Annotated in this window: 15 protein-coding genes; all 15 read left to right on the forward strand. The window is 45.8% G+C overall.

All coding sequences use genetic code 11. From position 1 onward, the window contains the following. Positions 1-538 precede the first annotated feature (538 nt). The 15 genes from HMPREF0240_RS03205 to HMPREF0240_RS03275 all read left to right on the forward strand — a co-directional run bounded on the left by HMPREF0240_RS03205 (position 539) and on the right by HMPREF0240_RS03275 (position 19,320). Positions 539-1,882, forward strand: a complete 1,344-nt coding sequence (locus tag HMPREF0240_RS03205) for a carboxylesterase family protein (protein ID WP_009002010.1) — start codon at positions 539-541, stop codon at positions 1,880-1,882. A 169-nt stretch (positions 1,883-2,051) separates the two neighbouring features. Then, positions 2,052-2,972 carry a sugar phosphate isomerase/epimerase gene (locus HMPREF0240_RS03210; RefSeq protein WP_009002011.1) on the forward strand — a complete coding sequence of 307 codons (921 nt, stop codon included), beginning with the start codon at positions 2,052-2,054 and terminating at the stop codon, positions 2,970-2,972. 82 nt (positions 2,973-3,054) lie between these two features. Further along, positions 3,055-4,164 carry a Gfo/Idh/MocA family oxidoreductase gene (locus HMPREF0240_RS03215; RefSeq protein WP_009002012.1) on the forward strand — a complete coding sequence of 370 codons (1,110 nt, stop codon included), beginning with the start codon at positions 3,055-3,057 and terminating at the stop codon, positions 4,162-4,164. 11 nt (positions 4,165-4,175) lie between these two features. Next, positions 4,176-4,571, forward strand: a complete 396-nt coding sequence (locus HMPREF0240_RS03220; RefSeq protein WP_009002013.1) for a DUF6379 domain-containing protein — start codon at positions 4,176-4,178, stop codon at positions 4,569-4,571. Between the two features lie 11 nt (positions 4,572-4,582). Beyond that, positions 4,583-5,644 carry a TIM barrel protein gene (locus HMPREF0240_RS03225; RefSeq protein WP_009002014.1) on the forward strand — a complete coding sequence of 354 codons (1,062 nt, stop codon included), beginning with the start codon at positions 4,583-4,585 and terminating at the stop codon, positions 5,642-5,644. A gap of 26 nt (positions 5,645-5,670) precedes the next feature. Then, positions 5,671-6,720, forward strand: coding sequence for a Gfo/Idh/MocA family oxidoreductase (locus tag HMPREF0240_RS03230; RefSeq protein WP_009002015.1), 1,050 nt, complete (start codon positions 5,671-5,673; stop codon positions 6,718-6,720). An 18-nt stretch (positions 6,721-6,738) separates the two neighbouring features. Beyond that, on the forward strand, positions 6,739-8,184 hold the full coding sequence (locus HMPREF0240_RS03235; protein WP_009002016.1) for an FAD-dependent oxidoreductase: 1,446 nt from the start codon (positions 6,739-6,741) through the stop codon (positions 8,182-8,184). 97 nt (positions 8,185-8,281) lie between these two features. After that, a complete protein-coding gene (locus HMPREF0240_RS03240; protein WP_035312534.1) occupies positions 8,282-8,626 on the forward strand; it encodes an ester cyclase in 345 nt (114 codons plus the stop codon). A 16-nt stretch (positions 8,627-8,642) separates the two neighbouring features. Then, on the forward strand, positions 8,643-9,818 hold the full coding sequence (locus HMPREF0240_RS03245) for an MFS transporter (RefSeq protein WP_148486275.1): 1,176 nt from the start codon (positions 8,643-8,645) through the stop codon (positions 9,816-9,818). Next, positions 9,799-11,913, forward strand: a complete 2,115-nt coding sequence (locus HMPREF0240_RS03250; RefSeq protein ID WP_009002019.1) for an FAD-dependent oxidoreductase — start codon at positions 9,799-9,801, stop codon at positions 11,911-11,913. The genes HMPREF0240_RS03245 and HMPREF0240_RS03250 overlap by 20 nt, the downstream gene beginning before the upstream one ends. A 2-nt stretch (positions 11,914-11,915) precedes the next feature. After that, positions 11,916-13,118, forward strand: coding sequence for an NADH-ubiquinone oxidoreductase-F iron-sulfur binding region domain-containing protein (locus HMPREF0240_RS03255; RefSeq protein WP_009002020.1), 1,203 nt, complete (start codon positions 11,916-11,918; stop codon positions 13,116-13,118). A 100-nt stretch (positions 13,119-13,218) separates the two neighbouring features. Further along, a complete protein-coding gene (locus HMPREF0240_RS03260; protein WP_009002021.1) occupies positions 13,219-14,178 on the forward strand; it encodes an EFR1 family ferrodoxin in 960 nt (319 codons plus the stop codon). 170 nt (positions 14,179-14,348) lie between these two features. Further along, positions 14,349-16,751 (forward strand): helix-turn-helix domain-containing protein, encoded by a 2,403-nt coding sequence (locus HMPREF0240_RS03265; protein WP_009002022.1) that lies wholly within the window; start codon positions 14,349-14,351, stop codon positions 16,749-16,751. 179 nt (positions 16,752-16,930) lie between these two features. Continuing rightward, positions 16,931-17,893, forward strand: a complete 963-nt coding sequence (locus HMPREF0240_RS03270; RefSeq protein ID WP_009002023.1) for an NAD(P)H-dependent oxidoreductase — start codon at positions 16,931-16,933, stop codon at positions 17,891-17,893. 23 nt (positions 17,894-17,916) lie between these two features. After that, on the forward strand, positions 17,917-19,320 hold the full coding sequence (locus HMPREF0240_RS03275) for an MFS transporter (RefSeq protein ID WP_009002024.1): 1,404 nt from the start codon (positions 17,917-17,919) through the stop codon (positions 19,318-19,320). Positions 19,321-19,455: the final 135 nt, after the last annotated feature.

The following is a 19,455-nucleotide window of genomic DNA, read 5'->3' on the forward strand; positions in this document are numbered from 1 at the left end:
AAATCAGATGATTTCTCGCGCTGGGTCAGCTGATTTTTTGATTCGGAATCAAAAAATCTCTCCATTTTCGCGGCTGTTTCCCGCCAAGAATTTCTAAGATCCGCTTTAGCGTTTTTGAAAGGACAGGTATGTTCTTAGGGAGGCTTTCGGCTATCCCTTCATGGAGCTGGTGCATCCAATGGAAAGGTAAATTCGTTCCTATGGCGGGCCCTCAAACGGGGGCAGCGTATGGAATAGAATTGGTGTTCCTTTTATGCCCCCAGTAAGTTTTTAGATGCTTTTATACATTCTGAGATTGGATTTACTTCTAAGCTGTATTCAAGCCTGTCATTAAGCGTCCCTATCCGTCCACGAGGCTGAAGCTCGTTCCCTATAAGAGGGCAAAAAAGATATATGTCTTTTTGCCCTCTCTTTTTGTGCAATCAAAGAAAATTTAAAAAAGGTTAAATTTGAGTACATAACAAGTGGTACTGCCATAAGAGTTTGAGGCAAAAGCCTGATAAAATAAGACCAGATCAAAAATGGAGGTGACGGGTGAATGGAAGCACAGGTGAAAACACAAAACGGTATGATCCTGGGGAGGGAATATGACGGATACATCGTTTTCAGAGGGATTCCTTATGCGAAACCGCCGGTTGGAGAGCTGCGTTGGAAAAAACCGGAGGAGATGGATGCATGGGACGGGATCTTTCATGCAGATAAATTTGGAAATATAGCGATACAGGATATACCGGAAGAGAATCATCCGGTCATGGGGAGATTCCGAAAAGAGTTCTATAATGATCCGGCCTTTATCCCGGAAATGAGCGAAGACTGCCTGTATCTGAATGTATGGGCGCCGAAAACTGCTGACAGCGAAGAGCCTCTGCCGGTTGCTTTCTGGATTCACGGCGGCGGGTTTAGCGGCGGATACAGCAGTGAAATAGAATTTGACGGTGAGGAATACTGCAAAAAGGGCGTGATTCTGGTTACAGTCGAATACCGGGTCAATGTGTTCGGGTTCCTGGCCCATCCATGGCTGGATGAAGAAAACGAAAAGGGGATATCCGGAAACTATGGAATTATGGATCAGATCATGGCGTTGAGATGGGTACGTGAGAATATAGCATCCTTTGGCGGTGATCCGGATAACATCACGGTGTTTGGACAGTCGGCAGGAAGTATGAGCACCCAGGTACTGGTTTCCGGCAAAAAGACGGAGAATATGATTGCAAAGGCGATTTTGCAGAGCGGGGTATCGTGCGAGGCGGATATTCTCTGGACACCGGATCTGAAAGAGGCAGAAGAGTTTGGAAAAATATTCGTGGAATGTACAGGCGCTAAAAGCATTGAGGAACTCAGAAACATGTCCGCAGATGAGCTGAACCGTGCAAGAAGAGTGTTTGATGCGAAAATGTGGCAGTGCGGTTACGGACTGGTCATGGTCCCAAATGTTGACGGGGAGATCCTGGAAGATACAGTGAAACATATCTGGCGTGACGGAGGTATGCGGGATATTCCGTATATGCTGGGTGCAGTAAATGATGACCTGGGGGCGGAAAAAGAGGAAATAAAAGAAAAGCGTCCGGGAGCACTCATAGTAGAGTGCAGAAAGTTCAGCCTGAAATGCGAAGATACATATAAAAAACCGGCATATTTGTACTATTTTTCACATGATCTGCCCGGGGATGACTGGGGGGCTTTTCATTCATCCGAACTGTGGTATATGTTTGGAACCATAGACAGATGCTGGAGGCCCATGACCGAAGAGGACCGAAAACTGAGTGAGGATATGGTGACATACTGGACGAACTTTATGAAGTTTGGGGCACCGGGAAGCGTGGGGGCAAAAGAGTGGAAGGCCTGTTCAAAATCAGACCCCTGCATCAAAAGGTTTGAGTAAAAAGGAGGACAAAAAGAATACATGTTTTTTTGTCCTGTGAAACCCGGCAGTTCTAAATGACCTTAAATTCTAATGTGGATTAGGATAATTCGGGGAAAGATTTATCGCATATAAAGACCTATAATTTAATCAGGTTAAAGAGCAGCAAGCCAGAAAAGGAGAAAGAATTATGAAATTGGGATTTGTAAGTGCAATTCTGGACACATGGACATATGAAGAGATGATGGACTTCGCTTCAGATCATGGATTTGACTGTGTGGAAGCAGCGTGTTGGCCGCAGGGAAAGGCCGAGAGAAGATATGCGGGTGTCAGCCATATCGACGCGGAGAGAGTGCTGGAGGATGAGGCGTATGCAAAGCACATTCTGGACTACAGCAAAGAGAAGAATGTGGAGATCTCTTCACTGGCATACTATCCAAACACAATGGACGGCAATCCGGAAAAGAGAAATGCTGCAGTCAGTCATTTAAAGAACCTGATCCTGGCAAGCCATAAACTCGGCGTTGGTATGGTGACAACATTTATCGGACGGGACCAGGAAAAGACCGTAGAGGAAAATCTGGAACTGGTAAAAGAGGTCTGGCCGTCCATCATAAAAGTGGCGGAAGAGAACCATGTAAAAGTGGCGATCGAAAACTGTCCGATGCTGTTTGGGGCAGACCAGTGGCCGGGGGGCCAGAACTTAATGACAACGCCTGCAGTCTGGAGAAAAGTATTTGAAATCTTAGACAGTGACTGCCTGGGAATCAACTATGACCCATCTCATTTTGTGTGGCAGATGATCGATTATATCAAACCGATTTATGAGTTTAAAGACAAGATATTCCATGTGCACTACAAGGACATCAAAGTCTACAAAGACAGGTTAGACGACTGCGGGATCATGGCATATCCGCTGGATTATATGTCACCGAAACTTCCGGGGCTCGGGGACGTTGACTGGGGCAGATATGTATCCGCACTGTCGGATGTGGGCTACGATGGATATACATGCATTGAGGTGGAAGACAAGGCTTTTGAAGGAACAAAAGAAAAGATAGAAGCATCGCTTGTATTGAGCCGGAAATATTTAAAACAGTTTGTTATTTAATAATCACAGCAAATCAGAGAAATAAGAGTAACAGTTCGGGCTTGCCTGAACTGTTACAAACAAGATGAAGGAGAAGAAAGATATGGAGAAATTAAGAATTGCAATCGTGGGATGCGGAGGAATCGCAAATCAAAAACATATGCCGTCTTTAAAGGCGCAGGCAGACAAAGCCGAAATGACAGCTTTCTGTGATATTATTCCGGAACGTGCCGAAAAAGCTGCGGCAGAGTACGGTGCCGAAGGAGCGAAAGTGTACACAGACTATAATGAAATGCTGGCGGATGCAGAGAATTTTGATGTTGTTCACGTATGTACGCCGAATGTGGTGCACTGCCCGGTTACAGTCGCTGCATTTGAGGCAGGCAAACATGTAATGTGTGAGAAACCGATGGCCCACAACACAGAAGATGCGAAGAAAATGCTGGATGCATGGAAGAAATCCGGAAAGAAATTCACAATCGGTTACCAGAACCGTCTTAGGGACGACACGCAGACACTTCATGCTTCCTGTGAAGCTGGCGAGCTTGGCGAGGTTTACTTTGCAAAAGCACATGCACTTCGCAGAAGGGCGGTTCCCACATGGGGCGTATTCCCGAACAAAGCACTGCAGGGAGGCGGTCCGTTAATCGATATCGGAACACATGCGCTTGACATTACTCTCTGGATGATGGACAACTATGAGCCGGTTTCTGTTTCAGGACAGGTATTTTATAAGCTGGGACGTCAGGCTGACGGGCCGGAAGGCAATGTATTTGGTCCCTGGGACCCGGAAACATTTGAGGTGGAAGATTCGGCATTCGGCCTTGTGAAGATGAAAAACGGAGCGACCATTTTCCTGGAAGCTTCCTGGGCGTTAAACGTACTGAAATCCATGGAGGCATCCACAACACTCTGCGGCACAAAGGGCGGCGCGGAGATTCATCACGGCGGAAGCTACCCGCAGGATGAACTGATCTACAACAACGTTGAGCACAATCAGCTGATGGAAAAAACAATCTCACCGGCCGGAGTTGTGGATTTCTTCGAGGGCGGAGCACCGGCAGAGGCGGTCCGTGAGCAGGAACAGTGGCTGAACGCAATCATGAATGATACAGATCCGCTTGTAAAACCGGAACAGGCATTTGTAGTAACCCAGATTCTGGAAGCAATCTACAAGTCAGCTGAAACTGGAAAAGAAATATTTTTTGATTAGGAGGAAGAAAAATGGCCGGCAGACAGATCTATAATCCGGATGGATTTAAAAACATGGAAGCATACGGGAAAATCACGGGATATCAGTTTGACTTCAAAGCACAGTATTACCGCGGCATTACATTATCAATTGTAAGAGATATCAAAGTAAATGTAGATGGGGAAGAGGTAAATCGGGAAGATATTCGCCTTGTCGTAAACGGCGAAGCATTTACACTGGAGGAGATGCGTACCGTCATTGATTCTGATTACCGATGGGAATTTGGCGATTATGCGACGGTAACCGTATGCAGAGAAGGCGGCCTTGCGGCAGGCAGCCATCATATCAAAGCGGTGCAGATAATAGACCCGTCTTACATGCCCTTTCAGATTGAAGCGATATGTGAAGCAGATTTTGAGATGAAATAGGAGGAGCCGACATGAGCTGTGAGATAAAAAGAAGTGTTTCCCTGTACAGTTACCAGGATGAATACTACGATAAAAAATTAGATTTGGAAGGCTGTCTGCGTGAGACAGCTAAAACAGGAGCAACAGGAGTGGAGCTTCTTGCGGAACAGATGATCCGCAGATTCCCGCTTCCGATTGAAACGGAAGAATTCAGAGCCCAGTGGTTCGGCTGGATGGAAAAATATCATTTAGAACCATCCTGCTACGATGCATTCCTGGAAAATCATATTTACGACAACCGCACACTGAAACTGAGTGAGCAGGTGAACATGATGAAACGCGATATCCGCCTTGCATCCATGCTGGGATTCAAGAACTTACGTACCCTGGTATCCACGCCAATGGACGTGATCGAAGGGAGCCTTGACTATGCGGAAGAAAAAGAGGTAAAGATCGGCCTTGAAGTCCATGCGCCTTTCTCCCTGAACTCCGGCTGGGCAGACGGCTACATGGAGATGATTCACCGCACAGGCACAAAATATTTTGGATTTATTCCGGATATGGGGATTTTCTGTAAGAATATCCCGGATGTGCTGAGAGATAAAGCAAGAAGACACGGCGCTTCCGAAGAGTGTATCAAAATTGTGGACGAAGCTTATGCCGAAAGAATGGCAAAAGGTTTTGTAAAGATTAAATATGACCTGAATCTGGGAAAAGCAAACATGGAATACCGTATGGCCAACGGCATGAAAGAAATGATGGATGCAGTGGAGGCAGCGGGCGGCGGGCCGGCAGATCAGGAATATGCAGGGGCATCTTTTACATATTCATGGTCAGATCCGCAGGATCTCATTGATAATATCGATTATATCTTCCATACACATGCAAAATTCTACAATATGCATGAGGACTACAACGAGACAGCCGTTGCGATCCCGGAAGTGATTGAAGCGTTCAAAAAAGCGGGATATAAAGGATTCCTGAGTTCTGAGTACGAGGGCGGGGAGCACCTGAGGGCGGATCTGCCGGTGGACAGTATCGAACAGGTGCGCCGTCATCAGGAGGCCATGAGAAGATCAATCGAAGACTGCTAAGTTCTTTTGATAAGGAGAGAGTTGTAATGGAAAAAATAAAATTAGGTATTGTAGGATTTGGTTTTATGGGACACTGCGATGCAGATATGATGGCCTCTTTTGATGAAATCGATCTGACTGCAGTGGCGGATACGAATCCTGAACAGTTAAAGGATGCACCGGAGGGTGTCGAGACATACGGCAGCCTGGAGGAAATGCTTGAAAAGGCCGACATCAATGTAGTCATGATCTCTACACCGAATCCAAGCCATCCGGAAATGGTAAAAAAAGCGGCCGCGGCCAAAAAACATGTTATCTGCGAGAAGCCTGCAGCAATGTCAGTGAAAGAATATGACGAGATGGCTGCTGCATGCAGAGAAAACAATGTTCTGTTTACGGTTCACCAGCAGAGGAGATGGGATAAAGATTACCGCATCATGAAAGAAGTCTATGACAAAGAGATGGTTGGCGATATGTATATTATCAAATCACAGCTCTATGGTGTGAACGGCAACATGCATGACTGGCACATCTATCCGGAGATGGGCGGCGGCATGCTCTATGACTGGGGGGTTCATCTGATCGACCAGATGCTGGATATGGTAAAGTCTGACATCATATCCCTATATGCAGATGTCCAGAATGTAATTAACGAAAATGTAGATGATTACTTCAAGATCATCCTGAAATTTAAAAACGGTGTGACAGCCGAGATTGAGCTGGGTACATATTATCTGACACCAAAACGGGCATGGTTCATCGGCGGAACGGAAGGCTCCGCAGTGATGGACGGATTTGGCGGAGAAGGCAAAATTGTCCGCACCGCCCATTTACTAGAAAATGTACCTGGAAAGATAACCATGTCCGCAGCCGGTCCTACCAGAAGTTTTGGGCCGCCGGAGCCGGGGCTGTTATCAGAAGAACCATTGCCGGAAGTCAGTGTGGATCACAGAAATTATTTTGAACATTTTCTGAAGGCATTTAACGGCGAAGAAGAAATCATTGTAAAACCGGAACAGGTCAGACGTGTACTGTGCGTTATGGATGCGGTGCGCGAGTCCGCAAGAACCGGAAAAGCGATTGCTTTTGAAGGATAAAGGGAGAGGTAGAGCATTATGGCAAATTATGAAACACAAATCGTTGTGATCGCAGGCGGTCCGTCCGGGTTATCCGCGGCCGTACAGGCAGCAGAAGACGGCGCGGAAGTCATCCTGTTAGAAAAAGCGGCGGCCGTCGGCGGGGCAGCGAATATGGGAATGGGCCCTCTCGGGATCGGAACCAGATACCAGAAACAGCAGATGATAGAAATCAGCGTGGAAAAAGCATTTAACATGTTTATGGAATACACACATTATAATGTGGACGCAAGACTTGTAAAACGATACTTTGAGCAATCGGCAGAGACGATTGAGTGGCTGGAGGATATGGGCGTCGAGTTTGAGGGGGCATACCGTTACTTCCCCAAATCAGAAGCCACATGGCACATTGTAAAGACGGATCAGGGGATTGGCCCCCGTGCGGCATCCTTTATGAACAGGGCACTATACGCAAGGGCGCAGGAACTTGGAGTAAAAGTCCTTCTGGAAACGGCTGCCAGAAAGATTGTGATGGAAGAGGGAAAAGTTGCGGGAGTTCTTGGCACAGATAAAGACGGCAATGAAATCGAGATTGCATGCAAAGCGGCCATTATCTGTACCGGCGGGGCCGGATGCAACAAAGATTTTATCAAAGAAGAGACCGGATACATTCACGGTGCAGATATGTTCAATTTCGCAATCCCGGGTATTATGGGAGACGGGCTTAAAATGGCGTGGGAGGCCGGTGCAGACCACCTTCCGGTGCGCATTGAGCAGGCGGCAAACATTGAGGGGATCGATGATCTTCCGGGAAGTGTCGCCAATGTTATGGGACAGCCCAATCTGCTTGTCAACACACACGGAAAACGTGTGATGAACGAAGAGCATATGCAGAATACAACATTCTTATCAAATGTTTGCTCTCATCAAAAAGACCGGGTCTGCTTCAGCATCGTGGACTCATCCATTGTAAAGTATTATATGAGGAACGGTGTGGATCATGTTTGCCTTGTCCGTCCTGATCCGGATGTTTCTGACTTTGCAGAGGGCGTGAAGATGGCACAGGAGAATGGCAACGAAGGCTTATTTATAGCGGATTCAATAGAAGAACTTGCAGAAAAAGCCGGCATTGATGTGGACACACTTGCAGATACCGTTGAAGAATATAATGATTTCTGTGACAGCGTAGATGAAGAATTTTTCAAGAACAAGAAATATTTAAGACCGCTTATAAAAGCTCCGTTCTATGGCGCAAGGATCCGCCCGGGCGGATATGGTACAGTCGGCGGTATCCGGATTAACGAGAACTGCGAGGCGTGTGACAAAGACTTCGAACCGGTAACAGGCCTGTATGCAGCCGGTGCGGATGCATGCAACATTTATGATGACAGCTATATGTTCCTGCTCCCGGGAAACTCCATGGGATTTGCCGTAAATACAGGACGTATTGCAGGGATGAGTGCAGCAGAATTTGTGGAAGATTAAATAAATAAAAATGCAGATCAATAAATGGGGCAGATGTCAAATGAGGTATCTGCTCCATTTTAAAAAGAAAGGCTCGAAAAGAGCGGAGGTAAACCGTATGGAGGAAAGAAACAAAGAGGTAATCCGCAGATTTTATCAGGAATTTTTTAATGATCATGTGGTAAAATCTGCCGATCAGTACGTAAGGGAAGATTACATTCAGCACAATCCGGGAGTGGAGCAGGGACGGGAAGGTTTAAAAAGCGCATTTGCACAAAAGTTTATCGAATGCCCTGAGTTCTGTCTCCAGATTCAGATGTTGATTGCAGAAAATGATATGGCTGCAGTTTATTTGAAAAATATTGGACCGGATGGTGTTACCAGATGCCGGGTCGTAGATATCTACAGACTGGAGGAAGGAATGCTCGCGGAGCATTGGGATGTATTGCAGCCCTGCGGATAAAGAAAGGGATTGTAAGATGTCAAAGAGCAGAAAAATCGCGTGCAGTGTTTTTATAGCTGCATTTGCATTTGGATTAAATATTACCGGTATCTCACCGGTACTTGGAATTTTAAACGAGAAATATGGGCAGTACGGGACCAGTATGGTTCAGCTGCTGCAGACACTGCCGTATCTGTTTTTGATTGTGGGCGCGCTGATGATCGGATGGCTTACGACTAAGATCAGTAAGAAGAAAATCACTTTATATGGCCTTCTGATCATTGGGATATGCGGTGTTATCCCTTTTTTTGCAGAAAGCTTTCAGATCCTGTTTGTCTCAAGGCTTCTGATTGGATTTGGCTTTGGAATCATGGGACCGATGAATACCGCCATTATCACGGAATTTTTCCCGGCCAGTGAGAGGGCATCCTATATGGGGCTTCATGTGGTAGGCATGGGTGTGGGAACTATGGCCGGCAACCTGGCCGGGGGGATGCTGGTTAACCTGGGATACCAGTACTTTTTCCTCATTTACCTGATTCCCTTTCTGGCGATGGCCGGCATCTGGTTCCTGCTGATAGAGACGCCACCTGTAGAAACAGAGAAGTCTTCGGATATGAAGCTCAATAGAATGGTATATGCTATTTCTTTTGCTTCCTTTGCACATACCCTGTTTATCAACGCATACAGCACGAATATTGGCATTTATATATTAGAAAATGTTTCGGAAAATGCATCCGTCACAGGCATTGTAACGGCCGTCAACGCTGCATTTGCATTGCTGATTGGAATCGGATTCGGAAAGATTTCAAAGGCGTTAAAAGAGTACACACTTGCATTTTCCATATATGCGGCAATGGCCGGATATCTGGCAGTTATGCTGATTCCGGGGATGGCCGGAGTATTTATCACGAGTGCTCTTTGCGGAATATCGCTGAGTTGTTTTATGGCACAGGGCTCCTACCTGATTTCAGTTTCCGTTGAAAAGAACGCGGTTGCAAAGGCGAGTGGAATGTTCTCTATTATAGGGGGGATCGGCGGACTGATTGCACCCATCTTTATGGGGAACACGGCAGCGCTTCTGCTTGGAAAAAATACGGCAGAAAATCAGTTTGCCGTGGCTTTTGCGGGGATGCTGGCCTTTGCAGTGATTGTAACAGTGATCACAAAAAGAGAAGAAAAGGAGGTTTCATATGGCAGTAATAACAATTGACGGAACCAGACTGGAAGTTCCGGATCATAAAAATATACTGGAATGTGCATTAGATGCCGGGATATATATTCCCCATTTGTGCCATCACAGAGACTTAAATCCACTGGGCTCATGCCGCATGTGTGTGGTGGAAGTAGAAGGGCAGGAGGGGGTTACCACATCCTGCACATTGAAAGCAAAAGACGGATTAAAGATTAAAACAAAGACACCCAAGGTAGAACGGCTGAGAATGCTGGCGCTGGAGCTTCTCCTGAGCGGGCATCCCCAGGACTGCTCTACCTGCCCCAAGTATGGGAACTGTGAGCTGCAGATGCTGATCCAGTATATTGGGCCGAAGAGCGGGCGCCTTAAAATGAGAACAAAAGGATTTAAGCCCCAGGAGGACAATCCGCTGATCCTGCATGATATGAACCGCTGTGTACTCTGCGGCAGATGCGTGCGCGCATGTAATGAACTGCGCGGAGTCAAAGTACTGCAATACCAGAAAAAGGATATGGAAACTTATGTAGGCACCCTGCACGGCAGACTTTTGAAGGACGCGGACTGCCGGTTCTGCGGAGCCTGTGCGGAAGTATGTCCCACGGGAACCATACGTGATAAGGTTCTGGATTCTGAGAAGGCGAGAGAAGACGTTATTGTACCCTGCCGCCATGCCTGCCCGGCGCATACGGATATACCGCGTTATATCCGTTTGGTAAAAAATGGGGAATACGATGAGGCGGCGGCGGTGATCCGGGAGAAGGTGCCATTTCCAAAAGCATTGGGATACATCTGTTCGCATGTGTGTGAATTAGAATGTAAAAGAAAAGAAGTAAACGAAGAGATGTCCATCCGCGATATAAAACGGTATGCCGCCGAACATGATACCGGGTCTGTCTGGAGGGGAAAAGGAAAGCAGCTTGCGGATACAGGGAAAAAAGTCTGTGTAGTGGGCGGCGGGCCTGCGGGCCTGACGGCAGCCTACTATCTTAGAAAACAGGGACACGATGTCACCGTAAAAGAAGCACTTCCTTTGGTTGGCGGAATGATGTCCTACGGGATCCCTTCCTACCGTCTTCCAAGAGAGATCATTGCGGATGAAGCAAAGGTGATGGAAGATCAGGGTGTAAAGATTGAAGTAAATACAAAGGTGGAGAAGCCAGTAGAGTTATTAAAAGAATACGATGCGGTGCTTATGGCAATCGGCGGGCACAAGGGTGTATGTCTTCCGATAGAAGGACATGACCAGAAGGGCGTCATTTTGAACACTGATTTTCTCCGCAATGCAAGTATGGGAAAAGAAACGGGCATCGGCAGGAAGATTGTGGTTCTGGGAGGCGGCAATGTTGCCTTCGACTGTGCGAGGACGGCGAAGAGATTAGGCGCAGAGGAGATTCATCTGGCGTGTCTGGAAGCGAGAGCGTCTATGACTGCGGATGATGAAGAAATTGAGCAGGCACAGGAAGAAGGAATCTTTGTCCATCCGGCACAGACATTTGAACGGATCACAGGTGAGGGCACCGTGACAGGAGTTGATTTTATGAACGTAAAATCATTCTCGTTCGATGAAAACCGCCGTGCAATTATCGAGAAAGAGGAGGGGTCCGAACATCATATTGATGCGGACACGGTTATTTTTGCAGTGGGGCAGAGACCGGATATCACAGAGGAAGCAGGTCTGGAACTGGGAAGAGGCAACAGCATTACCGTCAAAGATATAGAGCGCGACAAGACAACTTCTGCAGAAGGGATATTCGCAGCCGGCGATGCTGTCTACGGCACAAAATCGGTCATCATGGCGATTGAATCGGGAAGAGAAGCGGCCAGCCAGATTGACCGGTATCTTGGCGGTGACGGGGACATTTCCGAAGTGCTGGCTCCCGTCCGGAAGGCAGAGAGTTACATCGGCCAGTGCCCGGGGTTTGGGTATGAGGAGAAAAAACATGCACAGATTGATTCCGCAAAATCCAGGAGTGACAATTTTGATCTGTTCGATCATGGCATCTGTGATTCGGATATATGTGCGGAAGCCGGACGGTGTCTGCAGTGTGACCTGAGACTGCAGATTTCAAGGCCAAGTACCTGGGGCGATTTTTCGGAAAATAAGGTGGTGTAAAGATGAGCGGAATTGAAAACGCAAAGAAAATGAGTAAACAGGAAGTATTGGATAAAATTGCCGCTTCCGGTATTTTGGAATATGGCCTTCATCATGAAACACTTTCTGAGAGAATCAGGATGGCGGAAGAAGAGGCTCAGGAAGAGCGGCTTGAATTGGGAGTTGTGGCAGCGCTGAATAATGCTGATACAGATGGCGTGCTTTTGGAGGTGCTGAAAGAAAACCCGGAAAAGGTGACAGGAGGGATTGCAATACTGGGGTACGCTCTCGGGACAGATAAGCTGAGTCTTCACATTCCGAAATCAGCCGCGGCGCTGGCAGACCTCGTAAAAGATGCGGCAGAAGCCGAAAATGTAGAAATTGTAATAGGGCTGGTAAATAAACGTGCAGAGAAAGGTTCTGTTTTGATGCATATGATTACGGCCGCCGGTCTTTCGGATGTACTGGAGGATTCGTTCGAAGCAGGTATTTATGTTTCTGCGAATGGTGCAGAACTGAAAAAAGTAGCATGCGATACAAAATTGTCGGATATTGTCGACTTATCAGAGGCAAAAGCAATGCTCGCCGGTTATCGGTATATTCGTCCTGAAACGGCAGCAGCCCTGACTGTGGGAGAGGCGGAAATCGATAATGGTTTGCTCCGGATTTTGACGGAGAAAGACTGCATTGTTGCAGAGACGGATGAGAAACTGACGGCTTCCAGAAAACAGAGCTGCGGCAGATGCGTCTTTTGCCGGGAGGGCCTTCTCCAGCTCCAGTATATGAACAATGAGATAAAAGAAGGCAGGGGAAAGCCGGATTATATTGATATGACAAAGGAAATCGGTGAAGCCATGGAGTTCTCTACACCCTGCACCATGGGGCAGGTTTCTGCCAAAATTGTACTGAGTGCGGTTGAGTTATTTGAAAAAGAATATGAATTACATATGAAGAAAAAAACGTGTCCTGCCGGCGTATGTTTCTCTGCCCAGACGATCTACATTGATCCCCGTCTTTGCAGCGGCTGCGGTGACTGCGCCGATGTGTGCCCAAAAGACTGTATTGATGGAAAACCAAAATACATTTATATGATCGATGATTTTGACTGTGACAGATGCGGAAAATGTATTCCCGGGTGTTCGGAAGAGGCAATTGTGAAAACATCCGGTAAGGTGCCGAAACTGCCGAATAAGCTGACGAAAGTGGGGAAATTCAGAAAGCGCTGATATAAACGGGCACATACTTTGCGGTTTGGGAGCTCAGTTCAGCGATGGGGCAGGTGTTTTCGAACTTTATGCAAAGAAATATAAAGGAGTGACAGAAGAGATGAAAGTGTTAGTGATTTATTTTTCCCAAAGCGGCAATACAAGGAAGGTAGCACACAGTATTGCAGAAGGCGCAAGAGAAGCCGCAGAGCAGGTGGATGTGAAAAGTATTAAGAACGTTACATATGATATGCTCGAGAACTATGATTTGATTGGGCTGGGGAGTCCGGTGTGGAAGGCGGATCCCCCAAACATCCGCAAATTTTATAAGGAAGCACCGGACCAGAACGGAAAACATATCTTTTCATTTTGTACACATGGAACTATGCCCGGTTTTTATTTTCCCGTAGTGCTGCCTAACTTAAAAAAAGCTGGTTTTACTGTGATTGGAAGCAGGAGATGGTATGGCAATGTTGTGATGCCGGGGATGCCGGAGCCTTATTATACAGCAGGACATCCAGACGAGATTGATTTGGAGGAAGCAAGGGGCTTTGGACGTGAAATGGCGGAACGAAGCCGGAGAATCTATGAAGGCGAGACGCAGCTGATTCCGCCAATGCCAGAGAACAACGTGAATCAGGATCAGGCGGTTGCAATTGTAAATATGCTTCTGGAATATGGCAATCCTCAGGGAAAGATTGTCCGTGATCCCCGGAAGTGTATTTACCCAAAGTGTACACGCTGTATGGATAACTGCACAATGGATTATATTGATTTATCGGCGGATCCCCAGAAGTTCGGGAGTGAGGGAAAATGCTGTAATGATAATCATGAATGCGCCTGGTGCTTTATGATCTGTCCGACAGGGGCAATTCGGCTGGAGCCGGATATTATGGAGCATATTAAGCCGTTTATAGGCGTAAGAAAGCCACTGTTTGAAAACATTTTGGATGAGGCTGAAAAAAATGGAGAATTCCGCAGACTGATCCCTGTAGAAGAGGTCGGGTTTGACACACCATATTGTCTTGCCCACCCCAAGAGACCGTACTTCAAAGTGCCGGCAAAATCAAAAGAGGATTAAAATAATAAAAAGTGACCAGAAGAATAAGGACAACTGTAGTTAACACAACTGTAGTTAATGCGCTATGGAGCTATCTTTATGCTGTTTCTTGTCAGGAAAAATGTTATACTGGCTATAGAGAATACACGGAGAATAAAAAGCGCGTAAAAAGAGCATAAAAGAGGTTTGGGATGAAGAATGACAGAAGATTAATGCAGTTTTATTTTATCACAGAAGGCGAGAAGTCGACGCATTACCATCAAAATCCGGAGCTGTTTTATGTACTGGCCGGAGAATTAACGGCTTCGATTGATGATCAGATTTTTCGTATGAAACAGGGCGATATCCTTCTCATCAACGCGAATAAGCATCATATGATGGATGGAAACCAGGATGTACTGGCTGCCAGGTTCGAGATAGATTTTCACCTGCTGGCGGAACATATGGGAACCATGCAGCTATTATTCTGGTGCAATACGTTAGTAGATAAAAATGCGGCATATCAGCAGCTGCGGAACTATCTGGACCAGATTATGCTGCGGTATTTTGAGAAAGATGAAAAGAATGAACTGCATCTGAATGCATTGTATTATGAGTGCTTACATCTTCTGACCGGTAACTTTTTGGTGAAAATGGATGATGCCAGATTTCATATAGAAAGTTCACAGGATAAACAAAGAATCTCGCAGATACAGAACTATGTTCAGGCAAATTATCAGTCACAGATCAGCCTGAATGACCTGGCTGACAGGTTGTTTTTATCAAATGCCTATTTGTCAAAATATATTAAGAAAAATCTCAGTCTGACTTTTATGGAGTACCTGAATAATGTGCGTCTGTTTCATGCGGTTGACGAGTTATTATATACGCAGAAGAATATGACACACATTGCTTTGGATAATGGATTTCCGACTTCCGCTGCATTTACAAAAGCATTTAAGGATGTTTACGGAGAAGCCCCGAGCGAATACAGAAAAAGGCTGCAGAATCAGGAAATGTCGGGAGAACCGGACCGGGATGTGACAGAACGTGAGCTGAAGCAGATCCAAAAATATCTGGAATTAAAAGCAAAGAAAAAAGAGCCTGAGACAAAAAATATGCAGATATATCAAATCGATACCCTTCAGCCGGGAACCAAGCTTTCCAACGGTTTTCGGACGGTATGTATAGGGGAGGCATATCAGATTCTGCATTCAGATGTGCAGAATCAGATCAGAGAATTAAAGAGCGAGACAGATATTTTGTATGCCAGAATCTGGAATATTTTTTCCAGGGAAGAATGTGTCAGTGAGAGCGGGAAATGTAATTTTCGGAAGATTGACATGGTTCTGGATTTTCTGGTGGAGAACCATATCAAACCATATCTGGAGTTAGGACATAAGGAGACAGCGTTTATGTATTCCCCGGAGCGCGTTTTAAAGGAGTATGAAAAGATCGGACATTACTCAAAAGAGATGTTCGAAGGTATTATGCAGGAGTTTGGAACGCATCTGGTGAACCGTTATGGGATCGAAGAGATCGAAACATGGTATTTTGAATATTGGAATAATAATCTGTACGAAATGGAAAAAGAGGATGGCCAGTATTATCATTATTTTGAAACTGTTTTCCGCGTTCTCAAAGAAATTTCATCCCAGATAAGAGTCGGGGGAGCGGGATTTATCCTGGGATACGACACGGTTCCATGTCTGGAGATTCTAAAAATATGGAAGCAGCGTAAGTACCAGCCAGATTTTCTTTCGGTGTATTCCTATCAGTACACAGCCGCCATGGAAGCGGGCAAACGATATGGAAGAAAATCAATTGATGTGGATTATATGAAAAATCAGGTCGCAATTATGAAGAATGTAATACGCGATGTGGGAATAGAGGTGAAAGAGCTGCATATTACGGAGTGGAATTTCACGATTTCCAACCGAAACCAGATCAATGACAGCTGTGAGCAGGGCGCTTATGTGCTTAAGAACTGTATTGACATGAATGGGGAAGTGGATCTGATGTCATACTGGCATGCGCTGGACAGCTATTCTGATTATTATGATACCAATGATATATTAAATGGAGATTCCGGTCTGATCTCCAGAGACGGCATCTACAAGCCTGCGTTTCATGCATTTGCATTTATGAAACGGCTGCAGCCGGATGTGATTAAAAAAGAGGAATATGCGATTGTCACAACGAATGGACGGGGACATTTTACGATTGCATGCCATAACTTCAAACAGCTGTCCGCCCACTATGTTTTTAAAGACGAAGAACAGATTGCGCTGGAAGAGATCGACAGTTATACCGGAAATGCGGAACCGCTGAAATTAAAGTTTGCGTTGAATCATGTTAAGAACGGAATCTATCAGGTGAAAATATACTATGTGAACCGGGAAAACGGAAGTGCCCAGGATATATGGAAACGGCTGGAGTACGGTAAAAACCTGACAAAGGACGAGATGAACTACCTGAGGAAGAGTGCCATACCAAGAATCGAGATGCACAGTATATCTGTAGAAAATGAAACATTGGAACTGGAAAATATTCTGATGGAACAGGAGATCAGGCTGCTGGATATCAGATACCAATATACCGTACAGCAAGAGTAATAGAAAATCAGATATATAAAAAAAGGGAGAACAAAAAAGATACAAGCTTTTTTGTTCTCTCTTTTCGTATGCCTTTTTTTACAACAATTATTTCCTTACGTACAGGCGAGGCTAAGGAAAGCAGATCTGTGTGAAAAACGGTAAACTTAGAGTATCAAAAAGACGAAGGAGAGAAAGAAATGAAAGTATTAGGAATTTCTTTTGGAAGAAAAAATCAGAGATGTGACGTCATGGTAAAGGAAGCCCTGTTTGCCGCAAAAGCTGCAGGTGCTGAGGTACAGTTCATAAATACAGTAACAATGAATATCGGCCATTGCCGTGCCTGTGATTATTGCAGCCGCCTCAGGGATAAGGGGGAAGTGGAAATCCACTGCTGCATGAAAGATGATTACAGTATACTGGAAGAAGCGTGCCTGGATGCGGATGGTATTATAATCGCGGCTCCGGTCTATGCGGTAGGCATTGTGGGCCAGTTCAAGAATTTTGTGGACCGTTTCGGCCCCTCCCATGACCGGGCGGCCCTGATCGAAGAAAACAAAAAGCGCAGAGAAGAGGGGAAACCCGAACTGGATCCAAGATATTTCAAGGACCGATACACGGGATACATCTCCGTGGGCGGCGCCAAGACGCATAACTGGGTGGCTCTCGGCCTGCCGATGCTGGATCTCTTCAGTTTCTCATTCTGCATGAAATGTGTGGGGCATGTGGATGCGTATGATCAGGGAAGAACCGGCCATCCTCTGTTTGACCCGGCGCTGATGCAAAAATGTGCAGATCTTGGAACCGCGGTTGCACAGTCTCTGGGAAAACCATATGACGAAGTGGATACATGGGCAGGAGAAGAGGGGGTATGTCCGGTCTGCCATAATCCGCTGCTCAGCATGAATGGGACGACGCATGTAGAGTGTCCCGTCTGCGGTATCTGGGGCAGCCTTTCTGTCAATGGTGACAAGATTGAAGTGGAATGGCCTCAGGAAGAGATCAACCGGGCAAGAAATACCAACATCGGGATCTATGAGCATTACAATGAAATTCAGAATATGATTAAAGTATGTGTTCCGAAACTGGTTGAAAACAAAGAAACACTGCCTGAGATGATGGAAAAATACAAAAACTTTGAAGATACAATTGCAAAAATGTAACGGGCAGTTAAAAGGAGAGAATTATGGGAGAACAGAAAGTAAATTCTTTTGGTATGGCGCCATTGACGGCAAAGCACTATATTGTATACGGGTTAGGTAACTTTGCCTCTCAGCTGTCATGGACGATGGTAAGCACGTATCTGTCCATTTTCTATACGGATGTGTTCGGCCTTGGGACAGGGGCGGTAGCGCTTCTGATGTTGGTGGCAAAAATATGGGACGGCATCAATGATCCGATGATGGGAACCCTGATGGAGAGAACACACACGAAGCATGGCCGTTTCAGGCCGTATATCTTTGTGGGCGCCATTTTCCTCGTTATCTTTACAATCCTGACCTTTACAGTACCGGGCTTTGGCGGACCGGCGAAGCTTGCGTATGCTTACATTACATATATCGGCCTTGGAATGTCCTATACAATGACAAACGTGCCATATCTCGCATTGCCGGTTGTTATGACACGTGATCCAAAGGAAATCAACAAATTAAACGCAGCCCAGATGATGGGAATGACGGTTGGACAGATTATCCTAAACCTGTTTGTACTCAGACTTGTAGAGTGGTTTGGCAAAGGCGATCAGGCGTCAGGGTACCAATCATCAGCCATCCTGCTTGCAGCAGCCGCTCTTCCAATGTTCTGGGCAGTTGCAATTCTTTCTAAAGAGAGAATTACAGTGAAAAAAGAAGACCAGGGCAAAATAAGCGACGGTCTGAAAATGATATTTAAAAATAAGAATCTTGTATGTGCAATGGCATATTGTTTCTTTAATATGTTCGGAATGCTTGGGCGTATCTCTGTGGCCGTTTATTTCTATATGTATTGTGTCCGGAACTTTACATTCATTACGGTTTTTATGATGATGCAGATGATTGTCGGCACAGTGATTATGCCGTTTACACCAAAGATCATCGAAAAATTAGGAAAACGCAATACAGCGGTTATTTCTATGGTTATTCAGGGGTCCGCGCTGATTATTCTTTTTGTGGGCCCGTATGAAAATATCGTGTTTGACTTCATTGTCTTAATCTATTATGGTCTCGGATATGTTGCAGGCCCATGCGGCGCCGGTATGATGGTAGATGCAATTGATGATTTCGACGACAAACATGGTATGCGCAATGACGGCATGGCATTTTCCTTCCAGGGATGTGCAATTAAAATAGCAACGGCAATTGCAAACTCAGTATTTCTGCTGGTTATGGGCGCATTTGGATATGCGGGCGGAGTGGACATGACACCCCGCATCCAGACCGGGATCAATCTGGCTGCGAATCTGCTGCCTGGAATTGTATTCCTGCTCGGGATCGTTCCGCTACTGATCTATAATCTTGATAAACCGGGATATATGGACGGGGTGAGAGAACGGCTTGCTGTAAGAGATAAAGCGAAACAAACGATGGTTACAGAGGATGATATAGAAAAATAATGATAAGACTGTTATGCAGCGGCATAGCAGTCTTTTCTTCATCTTATAGGGAAGTTCGCCTATAAGCCCGGACGACTATTACAAATTATGAATGGTCGAATATGCTCTTTTTTAGATCGTTAATGATAACAATAG

The organism is Clostridium sp. D5 (assembly GCF_000190355.1).
GTDB classification, from domain to species: Bacteria; Bacillota; Clostridia; order Lachnospirales; family Lachnospiraceae; genus Faecalicatena; species Faecalicatena fissicatena_A.

What these genes read in the sequence shown, in the direction of transcription:
- HMPREF0240_RS03205 (WP_009002010.1), top strand. Translation starts at nt 539, where the DNA reads ATGGAAGCACAGGTGAAAACACAAAACGGTATGATCCTGGGGAGGGAA.
- HMPREF0240_RS03210 (WP_009002011.1), top strand. Translation starts at nt 2,052, where the DNA reads ATGAAATTGGGATTTGTAAGTGCAATTCTGGACACATGGACATATGAA.
- HMPREF0240_RS03215 (WP_009002012.1), top strand. Translation starts at nt 3,055, where the DNA reads ATGGAGAAATTAAGAATTGCAATCGTGGGATGCGGAGGAATCGCAAAT.
- HMPREF0240_RS03220 (WP_009002013.1), top strand. Translation starts at nt 4,176, where the DNA reads ATGGCCGGCAGACAGATCTATAATCCGGATGGATTTAAAAACATGGAA.
- HMPREF0240_RS03225 (WP_009002014.1), top strand. Translation starts at nt 4,583, where the DNA reads ATGAGCTGTGAGATAAAAAGAAGTGTTTCCCTGTACAGTTACCAGGAT.
- HMPREF0240_RS03230 (WP_009002015.1), top strand. Translation starts at nt 5,671, where the DNA reads ATGGAAAAAATAAAATTAGGTATTGTAGGATTTGGTTTTATGGGACAC.
- HMPREF0240_RS03235 (WP_009002016.1), top strand. Translation starts at nt 6,739, where the DNA reads ATGGCAAATTATGAAACACAAATCGTTGTGATCGCAGGCGGTCCGTCC.
- HMPREF0240_RS03240 (WP_035312534.1), top strand. Translation starts at nt 8,282, where the DNA reads ATGGAGGAAAGAAACAAAGAGGTAATCCGCAGATTTTATCAGGAATTT.
- HMPREF0240_RS03245 (WP_148486275.1), top strand. Translation starts at nt 8,643, where the DNA reads ATGTCAAAGAGCAGAAAAATCGCGTGCAGTGTTTTTATAGCTGCATTT.
- HMPREF0240_RS03250 (WP_009002019.1), top strand. Translation starts at nt 9,799, where the DNA reads ATGGCAGTAATAACAATTGACGGAACCAGACTGGAAGTTCCGGATCAT.
- HMPREF0240_RS03255 (WP_009002020.1), top strand. Translation starts at nt 11,916, where the DNA reads ATGAGCGGAATTGAAAACGCAAAGAAAATGAGTAAACAGGAAGTATTG.
- HMPREF0240_RS03260 (WP_009002021.1), top strand. Translation starts at nt 13,219, where the DNA reads ATGAAAGTGTTAGTGATTTATTTTTCCCAAAGCGGCAATACAAGGAAG.
- HMPREF0240_RS03265 (WP_009002022.1), top strand. Translation starts at nt 14,349, where the DNA reads ATGAAGAATGACAGAAGATTAATGCAGTTTTATTTTATCACAGAAGGC.
- HMPREF0240_RS03270 (WP_009002023.1), top strand. Translation starts at nt 16,931, where the DNA reads ATGAAAGTATTAGGAATTTCTTTTGGAAGAAAAAATCAGAGATGTGAC.
- HMPREF0240_RS03275 (WP_009002024.1), top strand. Translation starts at nt 17,917, where the DNA reads ATGGGAGAACAGAAAGTAAATTCTTTTGGTATGGCGCCATTGACGGCA.